The sequence below is a fragment of the Parafrankia sp. BMG5.11 genome (assembly GCF_004337455.1).
In genome coordinates this window covers 104,192-118,345 of the sequence record NZ_SJXI01000056.1, presented here as the reverse complement: position 1 = coordinate 118,345, position 14,154 = coordinate 104,192, and the positions used below count along the sequence as shown (strand labels likewise).

Below are 14,154 nucleotides of genomic sequence, written 5' to 3'. Positions count from 1 at the left end.
GCAACGGAACCGGAGGAGGCGGGACAGGCGTTCGACCAGGTCCGATGTAGTCAGCCGGACCTGGGGCGGAGGTGGCATCACGATGGCTTTCGCCGTCAGCCGGGAACTGAAGCCCTGGCGCCATGTGCCGGCCGTCCGGGAATCCAGCGACCGTCTTCTCGACGTCATGGCCTCGGCCGCCGGGCCGGCGCTGTGATGGTCAACATCCGCGACGCCAAACAGCAGGTTCGTGAAAGCGTCTGGGACCTGCTGGCGCGTGAATACGCCGCTGCGCCCGATGTCCACGGGTATATTCCTGCGTTCGCCGGTGCTGAGCAGGCCGCTGAGCGTCTGGCAGCCTTGCCGGTCTGGGCGTCGGCCCAGGTCGTGAAGGCTGTCCCGGACAAGGCCCAGGAGCCGGTCCGTGCCCGTGCCCTCGCCGAGCGGAAGATCCTCTATATGGCGGTGCCGAAGCTGGCGGAGTCGCTGCCGTTCCGCCTCCTTGACCCAGCGATCCTCCCCGTTCCGCCTGATCAGGCCGCGTCCCGGCATGTCGCCGCGGAAGTCGCCCGCCCGGTCGGCGTGAACGACATGCGGCCTGTCGATCTGGTGGTGGTCGGCAGCGTCGCCGTGAATCGCCACGGCGCTCGGCTGGGCAAGGGAGGCGGGTACGCCGACATCGAGTTCGCGCTCCTGCACGAGGCCGGGCTCCTCGCGCCCACGACGGTGATCGTGACGACGGTGCACGACCTTCAGGTTGTCGACGACGATCTAGATCTGCCGGAGACCCGTCATGATTTCCGCGTCGATCTCGTCGTCACTCCCACGCAGGTCATCACCTGTGGGCCGGCGCGCCGTCCGGAGGGCCTGTACTGGGACGACCTCGATGAGGCAACGATCGCGGCGATCCCCGTCCTCGCAGCCCCCCGACGCGACAGCGGCGCCTGACGGGCACGATGCTGAGTTCCTCGCAGCGACGTATCTGACGGCCTGCATGCCTCGGCATGCAGGAGCGCCCGTCAGGCCTGGCGTCTATCGGGCTCCGTGCGCTGATGCGATCGTCTGGATGCGCCTGGCAAGCTCGATGTCGTGTTCGGCGACGTAGCCGCCGATGTCGCTGGAGCTGATGGACACGTGCACGGTCTTGTAGCCGAGCGTCGCGTCGGAGTGGTGGCCGAACTCGTTCTGAATGACGGCGATGTGCATCACGAACGCCGCCCCCTGGATGTGAGGTATCGAGTACAGCCGTTCGATGCGTCGGCCGTCGGTCGTCCATCCGTCCAGGGTCTTGAGGTGTTGCTCGATCTGTTCCCGTGAAAGCGCCTCAGCCATGATTCCTCCCGGTCTCGTCAGTGGTGACGGGCGCGAGCACTTCCGTCAGATCCTGGCCGACGGGGTGAGCGCGCCATGGGGTCATCGCCGCCGCGACCGCGGCCAGTTCACGCCGGGCCCGCGCGGAGCCGGTCTCCACCGCGAGCGCGGTCGCGTGGCGCGCGAGGTCCACCGCCCGTTCCGGCTCGTCTTGCTGTGCGGCGGCGACGGCATGGCGCGCCGACCAGACCCCGACGTCGCGGCGGGCCGAGGGAGGCGCGGCGGGGATGATCTGCTGCCAGAGACAGTCGGCATCGGCAGCCAGACCGAGCCGTCCGTAGCAGGTGGCACGCTGCACCTCGATGTAGCCGTCGGTACGGCGACAAGCCGTGCCCCACTCCTCGACGTCGACCTGGTCCACGAGCCGGCCAGCTTGATCGAGCAGGAGATCGACCTGTCGACGATCTCCGTGCAGGGAGGCGCCGTGCGCCTGCTGCTGCAAGGCGAACACCTGAACCTCGGGTGAGATGTGCTGGGCGTCGACCAGCGCGGCCTGGCACAGGTCGATCACAGCCGCCGCGTTTCCCAGGTCGGTGAAGGCCATCGCCCGGTCGACCAGCGCGCAGGCCACGGCGTCGCGTTCCCCGCAGCGGTGCGCCAGCTCCAGGGCGGCGTCGTGGCAGCGCATCGCGGCGACTGGATCGCCAGCGTCCAGCCACAGCCAGGCCGCGAACGCGGCGAACGACGAGCCGACCTTCGCCAGGCGCTGGCGGGTCGCTCCGTCCGCTGTGTCCACCAGCTGCACGATGACCTCGAACTGGGAGGCGACCGTGCCGATCAGCGCGCCGGAGCCGAGCAGCATGTCCGCGTGGTAGTGGCCTTTCAGCTGGCCGTCGAAGTAGGAGACGAGCGCCGGGTCGACGTGACGGGCACGGCCGGTACCTGCCAGGCCCGCCACGAGTACCGATCCGGCGAGCCGGGTGAACCCGCGGCGGCCGAGAGCATCCACCCTCTCGATGTTCCCAGCAGACGCATCGAGACGCAGTCTCTTGGGCACGCCGCCATATCCCGACTCGAAGCCCGGACCAGCCGGCGGTCTGGAGCCGGGAACCGCGGGCGGTGACAGCGCCGCCGGGGATTCTGCCGGCGGCGTCGATCGAGCCTCTCGGCGTGTGGCGTTGATCAGGAGTGTGTCGGCGGGGGTGAGATGTTCGCGGTCGTCGAGGTCGATGAGGTTGTGGATGCTGGTGTCGTAGACCTCGGCGAGTTGGGCGAGGAGCTGGGGGGTAGGTCGGCGACGGTTGTTTGGCAGTGGCCAGTTCTCCAGCTCGGACAATCGGGGGGCGGTCATGGGTGCGGTGCCGTGGGGGTCGAGGCCGGTGCGAGCGGCGTGGGCGTTGATGTGGCGTGCGGCCTGTTGCTGGGTCCAGCCGTGCGCGACGCGGTGGGCGGCGCGGGGACGGTAGTTGTAGCGGCGGGCGAACTCGATCGCGATCTCGTCGTGGGACATGCCGGCCGCGCGCATCCGTGCCCGCAGTTCATCCTGCTCGGCCCGCAGACTGTGCCTACTCATGCTTCATCCCCCTCCCGGACCTGCGCTTCCCGGGTCGTCCTCGACCGCTCGGTGGCGGTGGGAAGGCGCATCGGAGTGCTTCCTTTCCTTCTTTACGGCCAGTGATTGGCTGCGGTGGTCTGCGGCGGGGACGGCCAGGTGATCGCGATACGGCTGTGGCGTCGGGCGAGCACGAGTGCGTCGGGAGGCAGCGACTCGTCGGGAGTGTCTGCGGGGTGGGCGCTGATGCGGGCGTTCAGGCTGGTGCCGTCCCAGGATCTGATGAGGATGGCCAGCCTTTCGGCAGTCATCTCGGCGTGGGGTCCGTGCCCGTAGGCGCCGAACTCGAACTGCTCGCGATCCTCATCGGTGGGGCGGTAGGTCAGGTAGGCGAAGCTGTCTCCGTCGAGAAGGGTCGGGATTCCCAGCCCCCAGGAATGGGCGACCAGGCCGGAATCCACGGCGGCTTTCGTCGCGGCGAGCAGCCCGAACTCGGGCAGCTTCATGGCCATCCACAGGTACAGGCCGTCGAACCTGACGCCTTTCCCGACCGTGATTCCCGACCATGCTTCCCTCCGCGGCGTTGTCAGCGCGGCGGCCAGGGCGTCGCCGTCGGCGTGCTGGTCGTCGTCCAGGCGCAGGCGCACCTCGTCGCCGTGGAGCGGGACGAGGCGTTCGCGTTGTTCCCCGATGCCCTGCATGGGCACGAAGCCGCACAGCTCGTAGCCACGGTCCGCCAGATGGTTGTTCTTCCGCTCGAACGCCACTGAGCGGGTCAGGCCGCGCATCCGCAGCGGGACGACGAGCCGGCCGCCCTCGGCGAGCTGGTCACTCCAGGCTGGGGGCAGGTCGGCCGCACAGACGGTGACGATGATCCTGTCGAAGGGAGCGCGCTCCGGTGCGCCGAACTCGCCGTCGGCGCGCAGCAGGTTGATGGCGTCGTAGCCCGCCGCGGGTAGGAGCCGGGCTGCCCGGTCGATGACGTCCTGATCGATGTCGATCGAGGTGACCTGGCCGGTCTCGCCCACCAGTTCGGCGAGCATCGCGGCGTTGAGGCCGCCCGAGCCGATCTCCAGAACGCGCATCCCGGGGCGGACCTGGGCCTGCTCCAGCATCATGGCCTGGATCCGCGCGGCGGACACCGAACTGATGCTGACCCCCAGTTCGTCCTTCTTCGTCACGTAGTGGCGCTCGGCGGCGTACGCCTCCTCCACTCGCATCTCGGGGATGAACAGATGCCGTGGCACCGTCCGTACCGCCCGCTCCACCTCCGGCGTCACGATCGCCTCCAGCTCATGCAGTTCCCGGATGAGTTCCTCGCGCAGGCGAGCGACATCATCTGCCTGTTCCTGGGGGGTCTCGCTCGTGGAGGTGGACACCAGGCTTCTCCTCGCTCGAATGACAACCTTGTGTGACGATCTGTCGACTCTACGGCACTGGCGATCTTTCTGGTGTGGGCGGATCTGGTGCGGCGCGCCCCTACGATGCCTGGCATCACGAGGTGAGTCATTCCCCCCACCGCGAACATCTTCTTCGGCTTCTACAAGGCACCTGACCTGCGAGAACTGTTGTGGCTGGTCGCGTTTGTTCGGCGCGAACATGCCAGTTCGTTCGGCAGGATCGGCAAGCCTTGGCGCCACGTTCCGTCGTCCCTCCAGCACGGAAGCTCAGACCCCGCAGTCTCTCCCTGAATGCGACATGCGAGCTGCTTCGTCAAGCGATCAGCGCCTGCGTCCGACTCCGCACGCTTCGAACGGCACGGCGGGGCTGTCCGGTTCAGGGGTATGTCGCCAGTGCGTGGGGGTCACGATGCCTGGTTCGACGAGGTCGAGGCCGTCGAAGAAGCCGGCGATCTGCTGCTCTGTCCGGTACGTGTATCGATATCCGTAGTCGTCGGACAACGTCTGCATGTTCAGGATCTGCTCGTTGTCTGGGTCAGCCGCGCCGTCGTCCAGGACCAGGTAACTGCCCGAGGGCAGGGCGTCCAGCAGGGTGCGGGTGATGGTGTACGCCTCGTCAAGGTCGACGACCAGCCCCATGACCGCCGTCAGGATCAGGCCGACGGGTTCGGTGAAGTCGAGGGTCTCGGCCGCGCGTTCGAGGATCACCTTCGGCTCGTGGAGGTCGGCATCGATGGAGGCGGTGACGCCCTCGGGGGCTCCGACGAGCAACGCGCGGGCGTGAGTCAGGACGAGGGGGTCGTTGTCGACGTAGACAATGCGTGACTGTGGTGCGACCTGTTGGGCGATCTGGTGGGTGCTGTTCTCCACCGGCAGGCCCGGCCCGATGTCGAGGAACTGCCGCACGTTCGCGTCGGCGGCCAGGTAGGTGACCGCGCGGACCAGGAATTCCCTGGACGCATGGGCCACGTCCACGATGTTCGGGAAGATCGTGGTGAGGGCGTCGGCGTACTCTCGGTCGACCGGGAAGTGGTCCTTGCCCCCGAGGAGGTAGTTCCGCACCCTGGCCGGGTGGGGCCTGGTGGTGTCGAAGGTGGGCGGCGGGAAATCGGACATCGGTGGGCTCCCGAACGGGTGTCAGATGCGTGAAGGTGCGGTCCACGAGGACGCGCAATGCACGGCGGAGCGGTGTCCAGCGGTCATGTCCTGGTGTCTGGCTTGACCGCGATGAGGTAGACGATCGGGGTGGTCAGGACGATGGGGCGGCGGCGCGCGGTTGCGCGCCACGCGTCGGCGTAACGGCGGGCAAAGGCGGCGCCCAGGCTGCGGTTGATCGCCTGGTAGACGGACTCGCCGGCCGGGCCCGGGGCGTGCAGTGCCGCCTCGGCGGCGGCCACCCCCGTGAGCCTGGTGGTGACGGTGTCGGTGAGGTGCTCGATGTGGGTGAGGCCGGCGAGACGGGCGTTGCCGACCGCGTAGGGCACGGTGAACGCATGGGCGGCGGGCTGGACGCCTGCCAGGACCTTCGCGGCCTGGGTGAGCTCGTGCTGCTTCAGCCCGTCGAGGCCGATCGGACTGCGCTGGCCGAGCAACGGTTCGCACAGTGACAGCCGTCCACCCGGTCGCAGGACGCGGGCGATGTCGATCAGCACGCGGCGGGGATGGCCGAGGGGCGCCAGGACGGTGCGGCCGATCACGGCGTCGGCGCTGGCGCCGGGGAGAGGCAGCTCGGTGGCGTCCCACACGGACCCCCAGCGGTAGCGGTTCTCCGGGGTTGGTCGGATCTGGGCCAGCGCTGCGGGGGCCGGGGCCAGGAGCGTGACGCTGCCACCGGGGCAGACCGCCGACAGCGCACCGGATAGCAGCCTCGGCGCTGGGTTGAGGGCGATCAGGTCTTGCCCAGGTCGCACGCGGGCGCCGGCGAGTATGACAGTGTCGACCGCGGAGGTTCGGCGGGGATGAGGGCCGGGCTGGTAGTAACGGCGCACGACGAGCAGATCCGGCTCGCTGTGTCCGCGGGCGCGGACGGCGCTGCGGCTCGTGTGCGTTGCCTCGGACAGGCGCTGCGCGGCCAAGGTCACTCCTGGAGTCGAGGGCGGTACCTACCTTTCGCCGGCAGGCAGAACAAAAGGATGATCATCCGAATGGATGGACATGGTCATTCCCGGCAAAGGGAACGTTTTTCTCGCTGCAATCACGGGTCTGAGCTGCTCGTTCACCGTGACGCGGAGCCGGACGTTCGTCCACGAGGGCTGCAAACCGTCGGCCCTTGCGCCACGCCGCGGCCAGCGAGTGCCCGGCCCGGTGACGAGGCGACGGTCCTGGGACAGCCGGAACAGTCGATGCGCCCGATCGCGCACCTGGAGTCGGCGCGGGGAGGATGGCTCGACTGCCGGCTTCCGGAACGCCGGGGGTGCTGCTGTCTAGGTCCGGGTGAGCGGTGTGACCAGTAGGGCGACGAGGAGCGCCAGGGAGAGCGCGGCGGCGATCAGGAACACCCAGGAGGGCAGGCGGCCACCGAAAGGCAGCGATGATCCCATCTGCTCATCGCGTCGCTGTTCCTCGTCGGGTTCGAGGTCTTCGTCGACCGGGGCCGAGCGGTCGTGGTGATCGTCCGTCCTGGTGGGCATGCCGGTGCTCCTTTCGTTGAACAGCTGTTGGGACGACCGTCGTCGCCCTGCCGTCGAGGATCATGGCGGCGATATCGACCTGGTAGCGGGCCTCGTCAAGGTCCAGTCCGTGCTCGGCTGCGCGCTCGTAGGTGTCCAGGGCTGCGCACAGGTCGGTCCAGGCCGCGCCGGCCGGGTCGATGGGTGGCGTGAGCGTGGCGAGTACGGCGGCCAGCTCGGCGGGTGAGAGGAGATCGCGCATCCGTGCGAGCAGGACGATGGGACGGAGCGCGGGTGGGACCGCGTGAGGGGGTGTCATTGGTGCCGGTTTCGGTGTCGAGGGACGGAATGGCGCCGGGCACGACTACCAGGCCGTGCAGCGCTTCATCAGGAAGGACCACGAGGGCGGCGCGTCCTCCTGGCGCAGACCTGCGGGCCGGCGCGGCGGAGTTCGACAGGCAATCATGATCAAGGAGTGTCACGGTAGGACGGGTCAGTCTGGGCTGTCCCAGCCGATTTCGGTGTAAGGCGTGACCGTGAGGAGCATCGGCAATGCTTGGGCGTCCCACGAGGCCATCCGCTCAGGGGGTTTGCCGGGGGAGGCCCATTGACGGCGAGCGCTGCGGGCAGCCTCGCCGTTCCACACGCCGACGCTGAAGACCAGGCGTACCGCGGCGTGCTCGGTGGTTCTGTGCGCGCTGACGTGAGCCAGCAGAAGGCCGCGTTCGGCGACCTCGATCCCCAGATCCCTTCCGGCGAAGGTGATGACGTGTCGTTGGGGCGCGACCTCGAAGCGCAGCACGGTCGCGGGTAGGCCCCACTGGCCATTCGCCGTTTGCTGCAACAAGATCCTTCCAGTCTGGTCGATCAGGAGCAGGTGCGCGGTGACCGCCATCGGTACCGATCGTGCGCCGTGTGCCGGCCTGGTGGGGGCGGGACGACGCCGGGCCCGATGTCCCGTGGTTCGGGCGATCGGAGCGCCGCCGCCGAGTGGGTGCGTGATCTGTGGGCGTCGGCGTGGGGCGCCAGCGGCCCTGCGACAGCGCTGGGCCGGGGCGCGCCGGGAGGCGTGCTATATGGGATCATGGTTGGTCCGGTTCGGGTGTGTCTGCACGGTGCGGACCTGGGTGACCGCGCGGGTGAGCGCGGCGGTGAGGGCGTCGACTTCGTCGGGGGTGAGGGCTTCGTTGTCCGCGCCGTCAGGGCCGAGCCCAATGGCGATCATGGGCTGATGGATGGTCGTGGCGGTGACGTACTGCTCGACCGCCACCTGGATCGCGGTGGTGTCCCGCAGGCCCGGGATCTGTGGCAGGTCGATGACCGTGAACTCGGAGATGTGGTAATCGCCGGGGCCGGTGGGTTCGACGAACAGGTGGTCGGCGGGCTGCTTGCACCAAGATGGGCAGGAACGGTCTGCGGGGGCGGTCACGGGCTGCCTCCTGTTCTAGGCCGGTGGGATGCGGTGGCCGTCGTGGCTGTGGTGTGTCCAGTCGTCCAGGTTGCGTAGGCCGTCGCGTACTCGTTGCAGCAGCGCCAGGTCGAAGACGTCCGGGGCCTGTGCGGTCTCGGCAGGGCCGGAGGACGGGGCACGTCGCGGGAGATCCCCGGCCAGGACGGTCGGGGCGAGGCCGACGGGTGGGGCGTTGTGGGACAGTGCCGCCCAGACGACCTTGCCTTTCGGTCGGTAGCCGACGGCGGTACGGACGCGGGCCTGGTAGTGGCCGGTGTCGCGTGACAAGGCGGCGACCAGGTGCAGGCCGCGGCCGTCCTCCGCGTCGGGGCCGGTGGCCCGGCGGGTCGGGCGACCAGTGCCCCCGTCCCACACCTCGACGATCACATCCTGATGGCTGTAGGTCAGGCGTAGCGCGATCTGCGACGTCAGGTCGTCGTCCCCGTCCTGGCAGGCGCGGTGGCTGGTAGCGAGCGCGTTGGTGACCAGCTCGGAGGTCACGATGGCGGCAGTGTCGGCCAAGCTGCCGAGGCCCCAGTGCCCGAGTTGGGCCGTCACGTGGTGGCGGGCCTTGGGGGCGGATGGCGGGTCGGCGGGGTAGTGCCAGATTCGGTGCGGCAACGGGGGGTCAGGCGGTTCGGGGGTTGCGGGTGGGGTGGTGGCGAGGGCGGTGGTCATACGGTTCTCCGGCTGGGGGTGCGGGGCCGGTCTCGCACTCGTGTGGCGGGGGCGCGGGCGGGACAGGTGGGAGCGGGCGGTGTCGTGCACGAACGCGAGGTTGTGAACGCTGCTGAGGACGATGTCGTTGACCCCTGCCCCATCCGGATCCTCAGGTCCCCTCAGGGCGAAGTCCGTCGTTCTCATCAGGAACGCCCTTGCGACCATCGGGCCGTCCCGAGGCAGCCCTTGTTCGGCCGGTGCCGCGTTGCCGGTCGGTCGGCGTAGGTGGCGTTGGGGCCAAGGGGAAGGCCGGGGCGCGTGGTGCCGATCCACGTCATGGGAACGGTCCTCACTGACAGTAGGTAAAGCGGAACCGTTACACCATCGCCCCGACCGCGCAGACGGTCATTCCCCCGGACACGAAGAAGCCGTTCGTCTCTCCCGACCCCATGCGAGCTGGGAAAACACTCACGGGAGCAGCAAACGCTTCGCAGCGGTACCGACCTCGCCTCCCCGAGGCGTGATCGATCGACTACCGTGGACATGCCGCCGGAATCGCGGGATCACACGCTGTCACGAAAGGGGCTCACGACCGTCGTGGCCACGCCCAGCCATCGCGTCGAGCAGGACGAGTTGCGGGCGCGGATGCGCGCGGTGGGCATGTCTCACGACGAGATCGCGATCGAGTTCGCCCGCCGCTACAACTACCGTCCCCGCGCCGCGCACCGGATCGCGCACGGCTGGACCCAGCAACAGGCCGCAGGCCGTATCAACGCTCACGCCGCCCGCGCCGGCCTTGACCCGCACGGCAAAGCCCCGATGACCGGCCCGCGCCTCAGCGAGCTGGAGAACTGGCCGCTGCCCCTGCGCCGCCGGCCCAGTCCCAACTCCTGGCGCTGCTCGCCGAGGTCTACGGCACCAGCATCCACAACCTCATCGATCTCGACGACCGCGAACAGATGCCCCATGACGACCTGCTCCTCATCGCGCAGATCCGCAAGGGCCTCCCACCGCCGGCGCAGGACGGCTCCGCACACAGCGCCACCGCGATCAGCAGCCGGCGACCGCAGCCCGAGTCGGTACGTGCCGAACACGCGCGTGTACCCGCCCTTCCGGTCCGGACGGGTTCCGTCGCGCCCGCTGGCAGCGACCCCATGGCGGACATCGACGCGGACACGGCGCTGCGCCGCGCGCACGAGTGGCTGGTGACCGAACCACCACAGGTCGTGGAAACCCGCACGGGAAGGCGGATCGGCGAGGCGTTCACCCGCACGGTGGAAGGCCGGGTCGCGCAGTTGCGCCGCCTGGACGACTTCGTCGGCGGCCGGGATCTGCACGAGCTGGTCGCGCGGGAACTCGCCGCCACGACCGCCGTGCTCGACGACGCGACCTACGACGAGCACCTCGGGCGTCGGCTTCAGTCCGCGATCGCGGAGCTCTGCCAGCTCGCCGGCTGGGTCGCGATGGACGCCGGCCACACCCAGGCCGCGCGCCGCTTCTACCTCGACGGAGTGAAAGCCGCGCACGCCGCGGGCAACAGCCCGGTCGCGGCCAACCTGATCTCGACGTTGAGCTACCAGTTCGCCAACCAGCACGATCCACGCACCGCCGTCCTGCTGGCCCGCACCGCCCTGCACGGAGCGGAGAACTCCGCCACGCCGGCCACCCTGGCGCTGTTGTACGAACGGATCGCCTGGGCACACGCGAAAGCCGGCGACCGGTCCGCCACGGAGAAAGCGCTCGCCGCAGTGGAGCGGCACTACGATCAGCGGCGCCCCGACGACGAACCGACCTGGGTGTACTGGCTCGACGACAACGAGATCCAGGTGATGGCCGGCCGCTGCTACGTCGAACTCGGCCTCCCGCAACGCGCCGAGCCGCTGCTGGTCGACGCGGTCGCCCGCTGCGACGAAGACCACGCCCGCGAAGCCGCCCTCTACCGCTCCTGGCTCGCCGAGGCATACCTGCAGACAGGCGATCTCCACCGCGCCGTCGAGGAAGCCACACACGTCGTCCGCCTCGACGCACGCGCAGGATCAGCACGCACCTCCGACCGGGTCCAACACCTGCGCGCTCGCCTCGCCGCGTTTCGCGCCGATCCGGCGGTCCGCGCCTTCGAGGACCTCTACGAATCCGAAGCCGATCTTCTAGGCCTCCCGCGTCGACCCAGCTGACCGGCTCGCCTGCGGTCGGCGGCACGGTGAGAACGTCGCGATCCGCCGAGCCACACACCATCCACCGGCGGAAGCATTATTGGCTGCGCCAATCCGGTGCTTGGTCTGGAGCGGCACGCCACAAATCCCGCAACACCCGCGCCCGCCGCGAGATTCATGGGGCAGAACTGCCTGGTGCCGACCGGCTGGGAGACGCGGGTACGAGTCCAGCGGCGCCTCCGATGAACGCGACCGTCTGTTCGAGCGCGGAGCTTTCCGGGACCACCTCTTCGCCGTCTACCCCAAGAAGATCACGGGGTAGGTACCAGCTGCGCATGTCCTCGCCTGTGAACTCAGCCGCCTGCGGCCGGGTGGCATGACGTCGCAGCGTCTCCTCCAGTGACGCGTCGAGATAGAAGACGAAGCTCCGCCCCCGATGCGCACCAAGCAGTCCTCTGATCATGGTCGCGTAGCGGGCCGCGGCGAGGATGCCCTCCAGCACGACGTGAAAGCCGTGATCAAGACAGAATCGCACGGTCCGATCGATCAGTGCCGGAGCGAACCCGCCGGGATCGTCCCGTTCTCTCAGCACCACCCGGCGCAGATAGTCCTGCTCCACCAGCGCGACACCACGCCCCGCTCGTGCCCGTAGCGCCCGCGCGACCGAGCTCTTACCCGCTCCCGAGTTGCCGCGGATCACCACCAGCGTGGTCGTCGCCGATCCTGCCACCGCATCGTCCGGCACCTTCACGATGCTGCCAGCACGGACACCGCTGCCGGCAGCCGGTCCGGACGTCCGCGGCGGTAGGTGATAGGCGCATCCGGCCGCGCTCGCTTTGTAGACGTGCGCGCGGCGTGTGCAGCGCCCACGAAGAGATGGCGCTCAGTCTCCGCATTCGCCCAGGTCACGTGAACGATGCCGCGCGAGCACATCGTTCGTCGTGGAGGGAATGACGGCCGGCCGCTGTCCGGGCGATGGTGTGACGGTTTCCGTTCGCCCGCCCGGCGCGTAAATGGAAAGGACCGACCCGCATGACCATTGAGTTCAGTGCCGAGCCCGACGATCAACTCCGGGCTGACGTTGCCTGGCTCGGAGACTTCCAAGATGTGCCCGGGGTCCTGGAGTCGTTTATCGCCAGACATGCACCCCGCGTGTTCGCGCTCGTCGAGCAGGACGTCGGTCTGTTGGAGGACGCGGTGTTCGGCTGGGGCTTCCAGTTCGACGACCACGCCTTTGTCATCGCGGGTGGCGCGACCCTTCACGCGTCGTGTTCCCACGAGGAGGACGCCGTCAGGATCTTCGCAGTGGCCGGACGGAACCTCCGCCTCGTCTGGCACACCCCTCTCGGCATGCGTTCCGCGGGCAGCGGCGTCGTGACACGGCGGGTGATCCGGTGACCGCCAGCGACTCCTGCCCCGCGTGGTGCCAGCTTCCAGAGGGCCATCTCCGTCCCGAACCCGGTGGCCCCGGCGACCATCACATTGCGGAGATCGCGGAGATCGACATCCCGGAGATACCTGGGCTGCGGTCCGCGGTGACCGGCCCCCTGCGCGTGCGGGTCGAACAGTACGTGACGGCGTCCACCGTCCACCCGGCGATCATCAGCGCCGACTTCGGTGACTGTGCGCCCACCCGCGGCGGTTTCGAGTGCCTCACCGCGCAGGAAGCGCAGGCCCTCGCCTGGATGCTGATCCGGGCCGCGACCACCATCGATGCCGGAGCCTGCCTCCAGCGCCCAAACCGGAAGGACATTGCAGGCGAACGGGCCTGACCCTTTGGGCCCAGCGACAGGTATGCGGCACTTCAGGCCCCGAGCTCGGTCAGGCACTCACCCGCTCGCCGCCGGCAGCAAGGCGATCGAGATGGAGGCCAGGTGCGGGTGCTTGATCCGAACACGAGTGTGGAGGAGGGCGGCCAGCTGTACAGGTCAAGGCCGACTTTGCGCGGTCCGTGGTCACGCCGGGAGCGCGGGCTTCTCGGGGTTGCGGCCCGGCGCGCTGGTCTCGGCTGCCGCGGGGCCGTGCGTGTTCGCGTAGTAGGCAAGAAGGTCTGTCGCGCCGGCGGTCTCTAGGAGCATCAGCACCAGCGGGTCGGCGGACGGCAGCGGCTCGCCGTCGATCGACCTGATGATCGTGTCGACAGCGGCCTGCGGCAACGACCGGTGCAGAAGACCGTCCAGAAACCCCTGGTAGCGGATCTGGTGAGCGACGTTCATCCGATCCCCGAACGGCGGCGGCGCATCGGCAAGATCGGGAAACACCGCCGGCCGGCCGGTGAACTCCCGCACCGCCGGATGGGCACAGGCTTCCCGGATCGCGGCCACACCCTTCGCCCCGAGACGGTGAAGCTCCCGTAGACCCTCGTCCGGCGCTGCGGCGACCTCCTCCACCGTGGCGAACGGACACTTCTCCAACGCGGTGACCGTGACCGCCGGTAGGAGCGGGAAGAGCGCGAACACCGGTGTCGTGGTCTCCGGCAGTTCGTGCAGATTCCAGCCCGGGATCCTCCCGGCGCGCAGCAGGTCGCGCATCTGCTGCGCCAGCCAGCTGCCCCCCACGATGTGCACCTCCCGGGCCTCGGCCAGGCCGAACAGCAGCGCCTCGACGCCGGGGAGCTTCTCCGTGTCCGCAGCCATGATGCGAGCGGTGTACGTCTTGGGGGTCAGCAGCCGAGGAACCACCCGTGACAGAGCCTCCAGCGCGGACCGTCCCGCATCCATCGCCTGGTACGACGCGACGCCGGCGGGTGTGTAGTGCACCAGCCGCAGTACAGATGAGTCCACTCCCCGGCTCACCAGACCTCCACATCGGCCAACAGCACGCCGTCAGATTCCCGGCGGATGACGAGATCAACTAGATACGACACATAGTCGCATCACATGTACCAAAAGTGGTGAAGGTGGTCTTGCGTGTCCCTCTTTGGCTCAGTCCGGCGGTCCTTCGCAATGCCGGCGTAGCTCACGGCTGGCCCGTGGCGAAGGCCTCGACGCCCCCCAGCCCCGGCGCCCGGTACCCCGTGCAGGTCGATCAGCGCCGCGGC

The 14,154-nt window shown here is 69.0% G+C and carries 17 protein-coding genes; 5 read left to right on the top strand and 12 right to left on the bottom strand.

Annotation, left to right across the window (positions count from 1 at the left end):
- Nucleotides 1-195 precede the first annotated feature (195 nt).
- Entirely contained in the window at nucleotides 196-927 is a 732-nt protein-coding gene (locus E0504_RS32075) for a 5-formyltetrahydrofolate cyclo-ligase (RefSeq protein ID WP_131626413.1), read from the top strand.
- 84 nt (nucleotides 928-1,011) lie between these two features.
- Here the strand turns inward: E0504_RS32075 and E0504_RS32070 are convergent, their stop codons facing one another.
- The 6 genes from E0504_RS32070 to E0504_RS32045 form a co-directional block, all read right to left on the bottom strand.
- A complete protein-coding gene (locus E0504_RS32070; RefSeq protein ID WP_131626412.1) occupies nucleotides 1,012-1,311 on the bottom strand; it encodes a 4a-hydroxytetrahydrobiopterin dehydratase in 300 nt (99 codons plus the stop codon).
- Complete coding sequence (locus tag E0504_RS32065; protein WP_131626411.1) at nucleotides 1,304-2,863, bottom strand: helix-turn-helix transcriptional regulator; 1,560 nt, start codon at nucleotides 2,861-2,863, stop codon at nucleotides 1,304-1,306. Before E0504_RS32065 ends, E0504_RS32070 begins: the two co-directional genes overlap by 8 nt.
- 92 nt (nucleotides 2,864-2,955) lie before the next feature.
- Entirely contained in the window at nucleotides 2,956-4,221 is a 1,266-nt protein-coding gene (gene fxlM, locus E0504_RS32060) for a methyltransferase, FxLD system (protein ID WP_131626410.1), read from the bottom strand.
- A 342-nt stretch (nucleotides 4,222-4,563) separates the two neighbouring features.
- Nucleotides 4,564-5,358 carry an SAM-dependent methyltransferase gene (locus E0504_RS32055; RefSeq protein WP_131626409.1) on the bottom strand — a complete coding sequence of 265 codons (795 nt, stop codon included), beginning with the start codon at nucleotides 5,356-5,358 and terminating at the stop codon, nucleotides 4,564-4,566.
- Between the two features lie 83 nt (nucleotides 5,359-5,441).
- Entirely contained in the window at nucleotides 5,442-6,323 is an 882-nt protein-coding gene (locus E0504_RS32050; RefSeq protein WP_306769284.1) for a methyltransferase domain-containing protein, read from the bottom strand.
- Between the two features lie 342 nt (nucleotides 6,324-6,665).
- Nucleotides 6,666-6,872, bottom strand: a complete 207-nt coding sequence (locus E0504_RS32045; RefSeq protein ID WP_131626407.1) for a hypothetical protein — start codon at nucleotides 6,870-6,872, stop codon at nucleotides 6,666-6,668.
- Between E0504_RS32045 and E0504_RS32040 the strand changes: the two genes are divergently transcribed.
- The gene (locus tag E0504_RS32040) at nucleotides 6,871-7,098 is read left to right on the top strand and encodes a hypothetical protein (RefSeq protein ID WP_131626406.1); all 228 of its coding nucleotides are present in this window, start codon (nucleotides 6,871-6,873) and stop codon (nucleotides 7,096-7,098) included. The genes E0504_RS32045 and E0504_RS32040 overlap by 2 nt on opposite strands.
- Nucleotides 7,099-7,344: 246 nt before the next feature.
- On the opposite strand, the gene E0504_RS32035 is transcribed toward E0504_RS32040, so the two are convergent.
- The 4 genes from E0504_RS32035 to E0504_RS52440 all read right to left on the bottom strand — a co-directional run bounded on the left by E0504_RS32035 (nucleotide 7,345) and on the right by E0504_RS52440 (nucleotide 9,929).
- A complete protein-coding gene (locus tag E0504_RS32035; protein WP_131626405.1) occupies nucleotides 7,345-7,746 on the bottom strand; it encodes a hypothetical protein in 402 nt (133 codons plus the stop codon).
- A gap of 177 nt (nucleotides 7,747-7,923) precedes the next feature.
- Nucleotides 7,924-8,280 (bottom strand): hypothetical protein, encoded by a 357-nt coding sequence (locus tag E0504_RS32030; RefSeq protein WP_131626404.1) that lies wholly within the window; start codon nucleotides 8,278-8,280, stop codon nucleotides 7,924-7,926.
- Nucleotides 8,281-8,295: 15 nt separating this feature from the next.
- The gene (locus E0504_RS32025) at nucleotides 8,296-9,165 is read right to left on the bottom strand and encodes an ATP-binding protein (RefSeq protein WP_243657701.1); all 870 of its coding nucleotides are present in this window, start codon (nucleotides 9,163-9,165) and stop codon (nucleotides 8,296-8,298) included.
- A 572-nt stretch (nucleotides 9,166-9,737) separates the two neighbouring features.
- Nucleotides 9,738-9,929, bottom strand: a complete 192-nt coding sequence (locus E0504_RS52440) for a hypothetical protein (RefSeq protein ID WP_243657700.1) — start codon at nucleotides 9,927-9,929, stop codon at nucleotides 9,738-9,740.
- Here E0504_RS52440 and E0504_RS51470 point away from each other — a divergent pair.
- The gene (locus tag E0504_RS51470) at nucleotides 9,921-11,135 is read left to right on the top strand and encodes a hypothetical protein (RefSeq protein ID WP_207974629.1); all 1,215 of its coding nucleotides are present in this window, start codon (nucleotides 9,921-9,923) and stop codon (nucleotides 11,133-11,135) included. The genes E0504_RS52440 and E0504_RS51470 overlap by 9 nt on opposite strands.
- Before the next feature lie 154 nt (nucleotides 11,136-11,289).
- On the opposite strand, the gene E0504_RS32015 is transcribed toward E0504_RS51470, so the two are convergent.
- Nucleotides 11,290-11,859: a kinase gene (locus E0504_RS32015; protein ID WP_131626403.1), complete on the bottom strand. Its 570-nt coding sequence runs from the start codon at nucleotides 11,857-11,859 to the stop codon at nucleotides 11,290-11,292.
- Between the two features lie 287 nt (nucleotides 11,860-12,146).
- Here E0504_RS32015 and E0504_RS32010 point away from each other — a divergent pair, with 287 nt between their 5' ends.
- Together E0504_RS32010 and E0504_RS32005 are read left to right on the top strand one after the other, a co-directional pair.
- Nucleotides 12,147-12,512: a hypothetical protein gene (locus tag E0504_RS32010; RefSeq protein ID WP_131626402.1), complete on the top strand. Its 366-nt coding sequence runs from the start codon at nucleotides 12,147-12,149 to the stop codon at nucleotides 12,510-12,512.
- Complete coding sequence (locus E0504_RS32005) at nucleotides 12,509-12,886, top strand: hypothetical protein (protein WP_131626401.1); 378 nt, start codon at nucleotides 12,509-12,511, stop codon at nucleotides 12,884-12,886. Before E0504_RS32010 ends, E0504_RS32005 begins: the two co-directional genes overlap by 4 nt.
- A gap of 183 nt (nucleotides 12,887-13,069) precedes the next feature.
- Here E0504_RS32005 and E0504_RS32000 read toward each other — a convergent pair whose 3' ends face one another.
- On the bottom strand, nucleotides 13,070-13,909 hold the full coding sequence (locus E0504_RS32000; protein WP_207974625.1) for a hypothetical protein: 840 nt from the start codon (nucleotides 13,907-13,909) through the stop codon (nucleotides 13,070-13,072).
- Nucleotides 13,910-14,154: the final 245 nt, after the last annotated feature.